We start from the raw sequence: 13221 nt of genomic DNA on the forward strand, positions 1-13221 counted from the left end.
AGACGGCGTATTGTCAATGCCGTGCCGCGTGGCAGTTTGACTGACTGTTAATTCTGACAGCCAAAAGTTGTTTGATAGTTTAACGTTGTTCATCGTCGTCTCCTCTTGTTTTTTTTACCAATTTTTCAATCGCGCTATCGCCCATGCGATTCACCAATTTATCGGCGAGCCGTGGGCTGGCAAGTCGAAGTGCGTCCATTAGATGCCCACTAAACACACCCACGCTCATGCCGATTGCTGCTGATATAAACAGTGACCGCAAGCCGTGCTCCGTCATCAAGTAATCAACCGTAGCTCCTGCAAATACGATGGACGCCATCACTAACAGCACTGCAAGCCGCGGGCCATAAAGGCTTGCTTTTTCACTGATGCCAATCATGCCACCAACCGTGCCGCCAATGACCGCCATCATAATCTGTGGTGCAAACGCCAAGCCCATCCAAACGTTGCCCATTAGTTACTCCCATGTGCTTTGTCGTCCTCTAGCAGCCTATTGATTGTTAGCAGCTCATAGCCAGCAAGCAAGCCAGTGCAACTAAAACATACGTTGTAACCGCTGTTGTCATGACGTGTGCCGCATTTGCGCTAAAAATCGCGGCGATAATCAACCAAACCGTGCCCGAAAAAAGCAACAACAAGCCGCTTACTTGGTTGCTGCGATTGGAGAGACGACACATTGCAACAAGCTGCGCCACGCCCAAGCCCAGCACAAATAGCCAGTGATAGGCCTTGGTAATATCAAATCGGGCATATGATGGTAGTGACAGCAAGTTAAAATAATTTAACGCCATGATGCTTGAAAAGCTTACAAGCAATAGTGCGTTTAAAAGCTCAACGATACGCGTACCGACTTCAAACAACCAACGGCGAAACCGCCCCATGTGGCTTAGTGTTGTGTGTACTGACATAGACTACATCCCTTGTCCACTATCGCCTGCCTGCCAGTAAGCGTATGATGATGTTTAGCTTCTCATGGTAGGCTTTTTCACTCTCAAACTTATGTTCAAGCACTTGCGTGCGTGTGTGAAACGCTGGCGAATTGCGATACATATTAATTAATGATACGTCTATTGTAAGGGCTTCACGCATCGTCATTTGCCCATGTTCCATCATTGCTATCGTGTCGTTCCATAGCGTATTCAACAAGCTGTCGGATGAGGCTGGGTAAATGACTAAGGGCGCAAAATCGTGTGGCTTTGCCGCCACCCCCCACCAGCGCGATCCCATCGTTGTCAAATTTTGGGGTAACAAAATGCGCCAGTGCGTCGCTGGCTTCAGCATACAGTGCGTACAATTTGGTATACTGACCATCGGTTAGGTTTTGGATTTGTTCAAATCGCGTCAGCAACACATCGCCCAGTGCTTGCGAATCTGTGGTTGCCACCTCATCCCATATCAGCTTATCTGGCAAGCCCAAGGACGCAGTCAAATCGCCATACGCCTGCAAGGCGATTGCACCTGTCAGCCAGTCAAAAACATTCTCACAGTTTTTTTCTAAAATCAGCGCGTGTGCGCCCGTTAGATGCCCAAAACACACGCCCTCACGCTCAAAGACGCTTGGCACGTCGTCTGGCTGTGTGGCGATAAAAAACGCACTGTGGTCGCCTGTTGGGCTATAATCGCTATCTGATATGGCAAGATAATTTAACAGCGTATAGTAACGCTCCTGCACGGTCAGCTGATTGGGTAAATCCGCATCATCCAGCACGAACGCCAAAAAGCTTGATAGCCGTGCTTCATTCATGGTTTCAGGAATTTTGGCAACGCGCATCGTATTGCCGATGGTGTTTTCGCGCAGATTGACTTGACGCTTTAAAAGCGACAACGGCTCAATGTTGAACATAAAAATAGCCCCATCATTGTTTTGATGGGGCTATTTTAGCTTGTCGTATTGGCGGCAGTGTTGGGGCGTTCCTAAATTGGGGCGTTCCTAGACTGGCGAAAAATCGGCAACATGGAAGGCTAGCATACCGACAGCAACCCCTATGGGTGTTGGCTCATTGTCGTAACTGACGGCAATGTCAGGCACAACATGCCACGGCACAAGCCGACTGAGTGTGGGTGCAAGTTCTGCCAATTCCTTTATATCGATCGAGTAATCGAGCATCACACGCACGCGGCTGGTCAAAAAACGCTCATTGGTGGGTTCGGCAAACAGATGGTTTGGATACTCAAGCGCCCTGTCTTTGCTGTGCCATAGTTGCGTGACCTTGTTTTGTTTGGGGTAAAGCATATCTAGCACAAACTGTAAAAACGCCAAGCCGCGCTCACTGGCCATGCCTAGCCATTGTGACAAAATGATTGCCATAATACGGTCAGCCAACTCACCGTTTTCGCGTCGCAATACCGCCAAGCCGTTTAACTTGGTAAAACGCTCAATGACCGTATGACCACCCAAAAACGATGCGCCATATTCGTGCATTTGTGCCAGTTCGCTTAATACTGTATTATCCGCTGGTCTGTGATTGTCCAGCAGCGCGGCAAACACCTGCTGCATGGCGCGCTCAAGGTCATCGTAAGCATGGCTTGCCAGTATAGGCAAGGCAAAATCATGGGCGGTTAAGTCTTGCATGTCAAAATGTCCATAGCGCGTTGCCCATATCGGCGGTGCGCGTGATATTGACGGTAATGCTGTCGCGTGTCAAATAAAGCCAGTGATGCGGCTTGATGCGGTTGTCATCTGTGATGGTTTCGCCCAATACGGTAAAATCGCTAATACGGTCTTGGAATGCTGGAATGTTGGCGCGCATCAGCGTGGCAATTTCTTGGCGGTTAAAACCGTCTAAATTCGGATGACTGGCGGCAATCGTGCCGCGCCCATAGTGCTGAAGCAGCAACTCTAGGATTTGGGTTTTGACGCTGTCAGAATCGTGCACGCCTGCCAAAATTGCATTGATGGTGATATGGTATGGGCGTTCTTGTACTGGTTTTAGACGCACGCGCTCTCTTAGTAGGCTATCAGCCGTTGCCACCAGCTTACAAATATCATCCGTCAGCCGCGCTTGCTCATTGGGGTCTTTGGCAACCACTGTAAGGTTCATGTGGTTAATGTTATCAAGGCTTGCCCCATAAAACTTTTCTTGTGTGGTCTCATTCCAGATTGCCATATAGCTAAAACGGCTCATAAAATGCTGGCGCACCAAGAAATCAAAATTGCCCATAAACACCGCATTTTGGTCGTAGGTAGCAGGAAAGCTTGCCAACAAGCGCATTTGCGACACGCTCAACGGATTTGCCGCGGCACGCTGTAGTCCACCGTATTTAAAGTATAGGTTTAAGCTGGTTTCATCACTAGCCGTGATATTTTGTAGTGACGCTTGTTTAAGCGTGGTTGTATCCACTTCACCGTAGCACTGTGTTAGCGTAACTGTGTAACTCTCGCCTGCCTGCACCGTTTGACCGACACGCGCGGTATCGCCAAACATCAATGTAATTTGCTTTAAATCGTCCGTTAATAGCGTATAGACTGCGCTTCCTGCTGCGGCATTCATGAATTTTGGCGCATAGTCAAACAGCGTGTTGCTGCTGTTGTTTTTGACGCTGATACTGGCTAAATACATGTCGTCTGCCACAGGTAGGCTTGCCCGAAAAAAAGGCTGACTGGCTGCGATACTAAACGTATGGCTGACCTGCGTGCTTTGCTCACACAACACCTGCGCGCGCTCACCTGCACCAATCGTAACAGCGGACAGCAGTCGCCATTCGCGCCCCAAGCCGTCCTCCACCACGCGTCCAGCTGATAGCGTGATTTTGGCTGCACCGTTGTTTTCAATGCTCAGCCAGTATTGACAAGGCGTTGCCACGGGCAAAATACCCTTATTAATAGCATCAGCGATGATGGTGCTATCTTTTGACTTAATAAACGGTTCAATGATATTTACCGCATTATCCTGCGACAAGGCAATCACCAATTCGCGGATGGCGGTTAGCATGGCGGTGACGGTGGGGTCTTGCACCTGCCAGCGTTCGGCAATGTCGGGATAATCGCCCAATGCGTTGGTGATAATATCGTTTAGCTTATTGCGCTGTAACATCTTGATAATCCTCATCCATCACGCTGCCTGTGTCCGCCTGCCCAACCTCAACCAACACACTGCCGATTTGGATAAACACGTTTACTTGCTCAAATCCCACCGTTTCGCTGATGATGTTAAGTTCATCTTGCGCAAGTTCGCCTAAAATCGGGATATCTTGTATCATCTTGGCAATAAATGCATCGGCATTAAACGCGGTCAGATTTTTTAACAGCTGCTCTTTGACGGTGCAACCGTAGTTTTGATAAAAATACCCATTCACGGGGGTTGCCAGCCAATGATTGACCATGGCAGCAATTGTTTTGGCATCAATCATGCGCTGACCTCCTTGGCGTATGGGCTATGCAGCAATAAAAATCCAAACGCCCAACAAAATATTAAGCCTCCGCCAATCACGATGAGTAATATATTCAATCCAATCGCACCGATGCCCCACATATTTGCACGCCATAGCAGATGACTAAACCGCCACAACAAAAAAGCGTAAGCCGCAACCAATGGTGCAGTTAGCCAAATCGCGGTTTTAAGCAAGCGTTCAATGGCCAATGCCAGTCGCGCCCGATCCATGCGCTTGTTGATTTGTTCAAGTTGGGTTGGCACGGCTGAAACCAACCATGATAGCCAAAACCATAGCCAAAATGACAAGAAGGTGTCTATGATATAGTCATTCATGCTTTGCCCCAAAAGTGTTTGCGCTATTATCACCGCCAAACGACTGTCATCTGACCCTATGTTCCAAAAATGTTCCAAAAATGTTCCAAAACAAAAAACCCACCGATTAGGTGGGCTTGTATGTATCAGCTGATTAATACTTTTGAATCATATCAGTCACCGACAAGCGCAGCTCCATATCCTCATCCCACAATCGATACTCTTCAGTGTCCGATAACTGCCAATCCATGTTATCCGCCGTCACCATGCTTGCCATGTCTTCATAGAACATGTCAGCAGCCACGATGGTTTGTGCGTCATCTATGCCGCGATAAATACGCTCAATGTATGAATCGGTTTCATCGCCTACGTTATAATCTTGACGGCGCAGCACGTCCTTTAAAGCCCACCAATACACGCCATATTGGCGGTAATGGCGAATATTTTTTTTAAGGCGTTGATAAATCACGCCAGCAGCAAATTCCACAAAATCCGCGTTTGGCTGATTATCCGCAAGGTTTGCCTGCGCTTCAGCGGTTTTATCCGCTAAAAATTGTGGTTCAAATTGATAGTACATGTTAGCTCACCTTTTTTATGGACAGTTGATTGGCCGCAGCTGGGTAATCTTGCACCAGTTTGGTATAGGCTTGATACGCTATCAACCATCGCTCATTTTCGCCATCCCAATGCGCATAACCCCCAATGTGTTTAAACTCTTTCTTTTTTATGCCGTACTTTTTGGCATAGTCTTTGATTTCCTCTTTCCATTTTCTAGTGTTGCCTGTGATGCCTACAGTATCAGTGGATTGTAAATCGGCTGTTTGGGCTTTGTTTGCCTTATATTTTTTAGCCGTATCGTCTAGGTAAAACCAAAAATGATATTCATTGCCAATCGTTCTGTTTGGTCTGCCAATGTTTAACGCCATATACAGTAATTCATCTTTGTCCTGCTCGCTGATATTGGGTATCAAATCTTGGTCGGCTTTGATATAGTCATTATACAGCTTATTTGACAAAGCGGTAATATCATCGCTTGAATAATCGTCTGGCAACCCATTAATCGCATCACGCACCGTCACCAAAAAATTTTCGGGCTGTTTGGTCAATCGGCGATAAAGTCTAATATTGTTTAGCATGGTGTCTGCTACTTCAATCTTGATTTGCCGACTTTTGATAAACTCTGATAAAGCGTTTAAGATGGAAATATCGTTAGAAATGCCGTTTATGATAAGTAATGGCAAAACATGGTTTGATGTATCGTCTTGCAATTTGTCGAATTGTGTGGTACTCTTTTTACCAAGAGTTGTGGTGGCCTGAGCGTTAGCCAATGTTGTGCTATCCGAATTGCCATTTTGGTGAGAGGGCGTAGCAACTCCAAGAACCATATTGTCAAATATGGTTCTTTTTTTGTCTAATGCTTTGAGGTTTTGACTTCCTCCCCTCCCTAAAGTGAGGGGATTCCTTCTGCAAGACGGTCAAGCCCGACCGCAAACCTAAGACAATGGCAATGCCGCCCGACACACGGTCAAGTTCTACGCTGTCAATAATCGCATTATCGGGTGATGTGGCGGTAAATACGCCCGTTCCTGCTGATGGGTCAAGGACACGCCCACCATTAAAGCCGAGTTCACGGGCTAAATCCCACATACTGCTTGCCAATTCCATTGGCGTGTAGTATTCGTATTGACTGCCTGTTTTGCCCTCATGATTGACGATGCCACCGCCATTGCCCGTGTATTTGGCAAGGGTGGTCAGCTGCTCTGTTGTTAGGTCATCGCGAGTCAAGCCTTCATTTTGGATTTTGTTAAGCAAAGCTATTGCTTCGTCATTAGCTTTTTGGCGCGCTCTCATATCGACATTGCCGTTACGGTTGGTAGGCTTAACGCCTTGACGGTTAAAAATAGGAGTTTGGGTTGCTTGAAGCTCCCATCCCTCAGCTAAATCATCAATGCCTTTTTCAAGGTCATACACAACCTTGCCTGCTTCATCTTTTACCATCAAAATAAGTAATGGCAAAACATCGTTTGTGGTGATATCGTCTTGCAATTTGTCGAATTGTGGGCTATTATTTCCATTAAAGGTTGCCATGAATCCGAGCGATAACCATTTTGTGTTATCCATAACACTATCAAAGTGTGAGGGTGAAGCAACCTTTTTTAATGCCTTGAGATTATAGCCAGCATAAAACAAATCACTTTCATTTTCACGCTCACAAGCCTGTACTTCTGCAAATACCTTATATCCATTTTTTAATTCAACCCATTTTCTATATGGATGAAATGCGATTATTGACTTATCGGCTCTATCATGGTCTGATAATTCACGGCCCATAAATTCGCCTTTGGCGAAAATCTGTGGGATATAAGGCAAGCATTTAACCAAAATATCATTTCTTTTCACATTGTAGGTGATATGACCTATAGTATCCTTGCTATTAAAATGCACAACTTTGCCATCAATGGTTTTAACGGTTTTCCCCAATAAATTGTCTCTTATCCAATCTTTAGCAGTGCGTTTTCGCGCGCCTTGCCCCATATCCTGCGTGTCATCAATATCAATTTTGCTTAACTGCTCAATATCATCATCAGTCAGCACATCGGTTTGCTGTGCCAGCAACAGCCGCTGCAATTCATCCAATGCCAAAAAATAATCGCGGTTATTCAGTGCTGGCAATTTTGCCAAAATATCTTGTACAGTTACAGTCTGCATGATAAAAAAGCCCATCAACGGTTGGTTAATGGGCTTAACTTAGCATAACGACAAGATGGGGTTGTGGGGCTGTTCCGTCAAGCAATGCGTTGTGATTTTAACGTCTCAAGCTGGGTTTGTAGCGTCTGTTTTTCCTGCTCTTTTTGTACAATCTGCTGGTCAAGTTCGACCGCTTGCGTCTGTAGCACCTCAATTTTCTTGGCAATGCTCAAACTGGCGTTGCGCGTGGTATTGACCTGTTTGACCTTGATGGCGGCTTGCTTTTTGTCAAACGCGGCTTGTCCTTGACTGACCGCCGCGGCAACCTCATCAACGGATTTGTTAAACGACGGCTTGTAGGTGTTGTCAAAATCGCCCGTGATTGGTAGCTGCTTGCCGTTTATATCAATACGGTAAATATCAAAATCGCGCTTGCTGTCTTTTAAGTTGCTTTTGTTTTCTTGAGCATTAAGCGGCGCAATGCTGCTGATTTTGGTTTTTTTGGTCAAGGCGATATCTGTGTTGGCATATACGCGCACATACGCGGTTACAACCTGCCCATTTTCAAGGTTAAAATCCACAGGCATGGCAGATACGCCTGCCACGCGCTTAACCTTGTTAAATACGGTCGCGACAACTTTTTGCTTGGTTGATTTGGCAAGCCGTGCGCCAAAGTCTTTAATCAATGAGGTTTTTTCGGTAATATCGGTCAGCTTCATAACATATCCTCAAAAAAATTTGTTAGCAGTTTACGCCAAAATGCGCCAAGTGCGGTAGGGCTGTGCCATTAACCGCCATACAACGCTTGTATGTCGGCTTTATCCCATGCGGTGCGTGAAACAAGCGTGATTTGGCACTTGATGCTAATGCGTGAGCCGTCGCTCGTCATTGGCGCGGTAATGGGCGCAGATAGGCTTTCAATCACCAATGGGCTGTACGTCTTGCCGCCATATTTAAGCGTCACCGCAGGCGGCACAAGTGATGGGAAAAAGCCTTGCAAGCCTGTCGCGTCACTGGTTAAGCCGCTAACCAATGCCGACTTGTCCGCCAGCAGTTCGGGGGCTGTCCATTCTTGTAATTTTTTAACGGCTGCCTCAACCTCGGTTTTGGCGTTCTCCCATGCGGCAAATACCAGTGTACCTGTGATGCGCACGCTATTGGACGATGTGTAGATTTGGTAGCTATTGATTTTGGTGAATGTTGAACGCCCCTTTAGCCCCTCTAGTGTGCCAAGTAAGGTGTTGTTTTGGGCAGCAGTGTCCCAAAATCCGCCTGCCTGCCCGCCACTGCCGCCTGCTTGCGTCTCAGGTGGTTTAACGGGTGCTGCTCCCAAAACATCGGTCAAGGTTTGCACTGTCAAGCCCGATTGCAACATGCCCATTAAGTTTGGCATACGCCCCTCGGGATTGGATGATTCAAAGGGCGTGGAATACTGGTTCTCAAGCGCAAACTCGCCATCCTCCAAGACAGCGATGACTGTGGTTGCGTCTGCTGCTGCTGTAAGCTCGCCTGTCGCGTCGTTTTTACTGGGCGCAAGGCTAATGCTTGCCAGCAGATGGGGATTCAACCCGTTGGCTTGTAGATGGGTTGCACCCAGTGTGCCGCTTTGCGTGGTGCGCGGTGCACGTTTGGTGATAACCAAATCAACCATCACGCCACCTCACTAAGCCAATGCGTATCAAGATAAGCACGAATTTCGTTGGCGGCATCGCGGTCATCATCTACCAAGGTAGCGATGTGGGCAAAATCTAAGCCCATTGGGTCTTGCCTACCTGCCTGTAAATCCGCTAGGATTTGGCTAAGCTCAGTTATCCGCTCTGTCTCACCATCAGCCAGCCAATCATTACCGCGTTCCAACGCCTGATTTAGGTCATTGGTGTACAAATAGTCCTCAATTTCTCCGTTTTCATACAGTGCCAGCTCAAAATCTGTGGAGGCATCTTTAGCTGAATTGCCATCGTTATTGATGAATTTGCCGCCAATTTCGGCGCGGCGATTGCCATTTCCTTTTTCCGCTTGAAACGTGCCTAAGCTTGCGTGTCGGGCTTCAATGTAGGTAGCATAGCCCATACGTTGCGCCATGGCATTCATAGCGGCTAGGCGTTCTTGGGTCAGTGGCTTACGATTTTCCCAATCCTCGGCATTTTGTTTAACCTCGGGGTCATCGTTGGCATATTGCGCAAATGGATTGTCGGTTGAGTAGGTAGGCGCGTCGTTCATGCCTAAATCAAAGCGCAGTTCATTCTGCCGTTTTAGTGCTTTAATCAAGCCAATGCCGCCTAGACTTGCCTTGCTCTTAATAATACCCTTTAGTTCTCTAAGGGCTTTAATTTGTGCCATTCCTGTTAGCATAATTTTTCCTTACGATGTTGCTTTATCAAGTGCCGCGCTGATAATCGCCAACGCTTGCGCCAATAGCGGGTCGTTTTCGTCTTTTTCGCCAATCGCTTCTAGTCGGTCGTAATCCACGCCATCTAAGGGGTCTGTTTTACCGCTTACAATATCATTTAAAAATGCGATATCGTCGGCGGTATACGCTGGATGGGGCTGGGTATTTGGTTTTGGCTCTGCGGTTAATGTTCGATTACTCAGTGGGGTTTTAGCCTCCCATTGCTTGACTTCATCAAGCACTTTTGCTATCTTGTTTTTGAAGTCCGCAATCGGGGTTTTCAGCACTTGAGCTTGCTCATCTGAAACCAACTGCCCTGCGGGCTTTTCTTTTTCTTCAATTTCTACTGCTTCAACAGAATAGATTCTTGTGCCTTCGTTGGAGTGCTTGTACTCAATGACCGTAATCATTACAGGAACATACGCACCCGTTGATTCATCAAGCATGATGCTACCTAGGCGGTGAACGTGCTCTACGTTTATACGATTTTTTTTATCGTCATGGGTGACCTTAATAATCGCTCTTTCAAACAAAATATCAATATTTGCTACCGCTTGTGCGTGTAGGCGTGGTGTTGCGGACTGTTCGGTTGCTTTTTTGCTGCCTAGTTTTCCAATGGTGTTGCCGCTTATCGTTGCCTCCATTGCAAATTTTTGATTTATGAATGATTTACCAACTAACGGCTTTATCAAGGCCTGCGCCTCAGAAACACTATCTGCATGGCGCGGCATGATAGCTTGTTGTAGCAAACTAGCTTGATTAGACGCATCTGAAGTATATCTCTTGCCGCCACCCATATTCAAAACGCTGCCATCTTGCAAGCCATTGGCATCAATGCCCATATCGATTAACGTTTTTTTGAGGTAATCAGCCAGTGTTTCTTTAAATGGGTTAAAATTACCGATTGCCGACCCGATATCAACACGTATCGATTCAGACTTTGGCTCGCCTCCTGCCTCGGTGTAATTTAATGTGATACGGGTTTTGTCATAGCCGTTTTTAGGAAGTTTGCTTTCATCATAGTCATACAATGCTTGCAATTCGCGTTGCAAATCGTCAAGACTGTAGAAATCACGACCTTCTAAGCTGTCACCCTGCGACGCTTCCGTCCACTCAACCGTTACGCTATCTAGCGTACCTTCTATGCTCACCGTCAATGGTTGGCTATTGGTGGTTTTATTTCCGCTCGCCGCCACACGATTAAAATATTCGTAATTGGATAGCTTATCTTTAAACTCGTCAATATTGTTTGACACCCAATCAACGCTGCCTTGATAAGTGTTTGGAATTTTAGGCAAACTAAGTTGTTTGATTGTGGCGGCAAAACGCGTATTTTGGCGAAGCTCCCTTGATATACTTAAGTCGCCTTGCATGACACCATTGATAATCTTAGCAATCTCAATACGGTTTTCGGTGTCTATTTTGGCAAAATCGCCGTCATAGCCCCATGCATGAGACAAGGCTTTATATTGACTTTGATATTGTGGGTAAATTTTTACCGAACCACTACCCCATTCGCTTGTCAGTTCAGTTGGCGTGCTTGCTGCCTGTGACGCTTCACTCACCGCCACCCCCTGTCCGTCTGGTATGATTGGTTGCATTTTTTCAGGCGAATCTGTTATGATATTAATGGCTTGCTCTGAACGATGGAAATTTTCGCCTGCCACGTGAGCTAGATTGAACGCTTTGTTCTTTTCTTGCAAGTGAAGATGAGGGATACCTGATATGTCGGGCTGGCGGCCCTCCAGAGCAAGTTTCTCCGCATATGCCTTGGCTTTCTGAATGGTGCCTTTCTTAACAGGCATAAAATTATAAACGACGACTGTATTATCCTGCACTGATAATCCCAAGGCCATCATGGCATCTTTTGACTGGCGGCTTCGCGGTCTAAAATCATTGAACAATGCCAACGCTCTTGAATGCTCTTGGTGGTTAGGCAAAATTTCATCGGGTAAAATGTTTTCGTTTAATAACTTACCTAGCATTTCGCGCGCCATCGCCTCGCCACGGCTAGCAAAAATGTGTTGCATGGCATCTGCGGTAATATAGACACAATCTAAACCCATATGATAGTTTGGCAAATAAGCCACCAATTGTTGTTTCAAATCTTGTGTTAATGTCAGCAACTTGAACGCTTTTTTTGGCAATGTATCGTGAAAGTTTGGATTGGTAATAAACTGGTTGATAAAATCCCAAATTTCTTGCCGATCATGGTCAGAGAAGTAACCATCACCGCTCACCGCCACTGCTTCATCACTCAAGCGAAAATCGTCAATTTGCTGTTTCAAATCAGCAATATCGGCATCTAACTGGGCAATGGTGGCCATTTTATCATCTACCAGTTTTTGCGCTGTCGCTATTTTCTCTTGGTTTTGCGCCTTTTTCATCTGCGCTGCAACAAAACGTTTGCTGTTTTTGGCGGCAACTTTCATGATGCGGCTGGCTATCACATCATATCTGACCTTGTCGCTTTGTTTGGGCGATACCGCTGCGGTCACATCCTTTTTGTTAAGTAGCCATTTCCAGCTCACCATCGTGTCGTTAGCCGCTAGTTTTTTCGGGTCGGCATCGGGGTTATGAAAGATAATGCTAAACGTTTGACCATCGGACAAATCAAACTGCATGGCAACGTTTGCCACACCTTGTCGCTTAAACGGCTTGGTGGTGGTAACATTCGTTACCGTCAAATCACCAACCGCATGATGACCCAAGGCGGTGAACAGACGGTCGCCCATCGCGTCTAGGCGGCTGTAGGTTTCCATTAAGGCATCAAAACCCAACTCGGTCGCACCCAAATCTGCTAGCAATTCGCGCATATCAAGCTTGGCAGTCAAGCCGCCAAACGCGTCGTGTTTTTGTAGGTCGAGTAATAAGCGGCTATAGTCGCTGCCGTGTGAGACAAGGTTTGCACCGTCCCACATGACGTTATCAGCGGTCACGCGGTTTTGCTCGGCGCGTAACATCTTGCTGTTGATAATGGGCAGGTAGTAGCCTGTGTCTTGGCTGGGATTATTCATCAATCGGGCGATAGTTTCTGAGCTCCAGCCGTTTTGTGGGGCAAAATCTAGGCTCATATCATCAAACTGCGCACTGTCATTGACAACCACGGTGGCATAGTCTGCGCCTAAATAGTCAAATTGGCTTAAAGCAAGGTGTGCGGCATGGTCGTCATCGTCCGCTCCCACCACCGCCACGCTGTCAATGTACTTATGGCTGCCATCAAACAAGTTTAATACCGTGTAGTGGTCATCACCGCTGCCCACGCTTGCATCAAAGCCTAAGCCATCAAAGCCTGCTTTATCAGCAATAAGCACAGGCATAGCGCGATAACGCCCATCAATCACCCCGACTTCATAGCGACTGTAGCGGCGTGTGCCATCGGGGGCGGTAATGTAGCTGTTAGCTTGTTGTAGTGTTTGATAATGCTGCATAACAAATCCTTGCGATACAATATAGATG

General features: G+C 46.7%; 15 protein-coding genes. All 15 read right to left on the reverse strand.

What is annotated here, in order from left to right; translation table 11 throughout:
* Positions 1-79: 79 nt before the first annotated feature.
* Positions 80-454: a hypothetical protein gene (locus tag MA2_RS07850; RefSeq protein ID WP_115254047.1), complete on the reverse strand. Its 375-nt coding sequence runs from the start codon at positions 452-454 to the stop codon at positions 80-82.
* 46 nt (positions 455-500) lie between these two features.
* The gene (locus MA2_RS07855; protein WP_143821815.1) at positions 501-908 is read right to left on the reverse strand and encodes a hypothetical protein; all 408 of its coding nucleotides are present in this window, start codon (positions 906-908) and stop codon (positions 501-503) included.
* Between the two features lie 19 nt (positions 909-927).
* On the reverse strand, positions 928-1050 hold the full coding sequence (locus MA2_RS11450) for a hypothetical protein (protein ID WP_255246913.1): 123 nt from the start codon (positions 1048-1050) through the stop codon (positions 928-930).
* 31 nt (positions 1051-1081) lie between these two features.
* A complete protein-coding gene (locus MA2_RS07860; RefSeq protein WP_067058617.1) occupies positions 1082-1843 on the reverse strand; it encodes a hypothetical protein in 762 nt (253 codons plus the stop codon).
* 87 nt (positions 1844-1930) lie between these two features.
* Positions 1931-2572: a hypothetical protein gene (locus MA2_RS07865; protein WP_067058619.1), complete on the reverse strand. Its 642-nt coding sequence runs from the start codon at positions 2570-2572 to the stop codon at positions 1931-1933.
* 1 nt (position 2573) lies between these two features.
* Complete coding sequence (locus tag MA2_RS07870; protein WP_172459191.1) at positions 2574-4034, reverse strand: hypothetical protein; 1461 nt, start codon at positions 4032-4034, stop codon at positions 2574-2576.
* Entirely contained in the window at positions 4018-4350 is a 333-nt protein-coding gene (locus MA2_RS07875; RefSeq protein ID WP_067058623.1) for a hypothetical protein, read from the reverse strand. The genes MA2_RS07870 and MA2_RS07875 overlap by 17 nt, the downstream gene beginning before the upstream one ends.
* Positions 4347-4706, reverse strand: coding sequence for a hypothetical protein (locus MA2_RS07880; protein WP_079352145.1), 360 nt, complete (start codon positions 4704-4706; stop codon positions 4347-4349). Before MA2_RS07880 ends, MA2_RS07875 begins: the two co-directional genes overlap by 4 nt.
* A gap of 133 nt (positions 4707-4839) precedes the next feature.
* Positions 4840-5262, reverse strand: a complete 423-nt coding sequence (locus MA2_RS07885) for a hypothetical protein (RefSeq protein ID WP_067058627.1) — start codon at positions 5260-5262, stop codon at positions 4840-4842.
* A gap of 1 nt (position 5263) precedes the next feature.
* Positions 5264-6070: a hypothetical protein gene (locus MA2_RS07890; protein ID WP_143821816.1), complete on the reverse strand. Its 807-nt coding sequence runs from the start codon at positions 6068-6070 to the stop codon at positions 5264-5266.
* Positions 6071-6074: 4 nt separating this feature from the next.
* Positions 6075-7328: an LPD3 domain-containing protein gene (locus tag MA2_RS07895; protein WP_156470940.1), complete on the reverse strand. Its 1254-nt coding sequence runs from the start codon at positions 7326-7328 to the stop codon at positions 6075-6077.
* A 143-nt stretch (positions 7329-7471) separates the two neighbouring features.
* Positions 7472-8092 carry a hypothetical protein gene (locus MA2_RS07900; RefSeq protein ID WP_067058633.1) on the reverse strand — a complete coding sequence of 207 codons (621 nt, stop codon included), beginning with the start codon at positions 8090-8092 and terminating at the stop codon, positions 7472-7474.
* A gap of 68 nt (positions 8093-8160) precedes the next feature.
* Positions 8161-9024, reverse strand: a complete 864-nt coding sequence (locus MA2_RS07905) for a hypothetical protein (protein ID WP_067058635.1) — start codon at positions 9022-9024, stop codon at positions 8161-8163.
* Positions 9024-9725: a hypothetical protein gene (locus tag MA2_RS07910; protein WP_143821818.1), complete on the reverse strand. Its 702-nt coding sequence runs from the start codon at positions 9723-9725 to the stop codon at positions 9024-9026. Before MA2_RS07910 ends, MA2_RS07905 begins: the two co-directional genes overlap by 1 nt.
* 9 nt (positions 9726-9734) lie before the next feature.
* The gene (locus MA2_RS07915) at positions 9735-13193 is read right to left on the reverse strand and encodes a defense against restriction DarA-related protein (RefSeq protein WP_067058639.1); all 3459 of its coding nucleotides are present in this window, start codon (positions 13191-13193) and stop codon (positions 9735-9737) included.
* Positions 13194-13221 lie beyond the last annotated feature (28 nt).

The organism is Moraxella atlantae NBRC 14588, from assembly GCF_001591265.1.
Classification (GTDB): domain Bacteria; phylum Pseudomonadota; class Gammaproteobacteria; order Pseudomonadales; family Moraxellaceae; genus Faucicola; species Faucicola atlantae.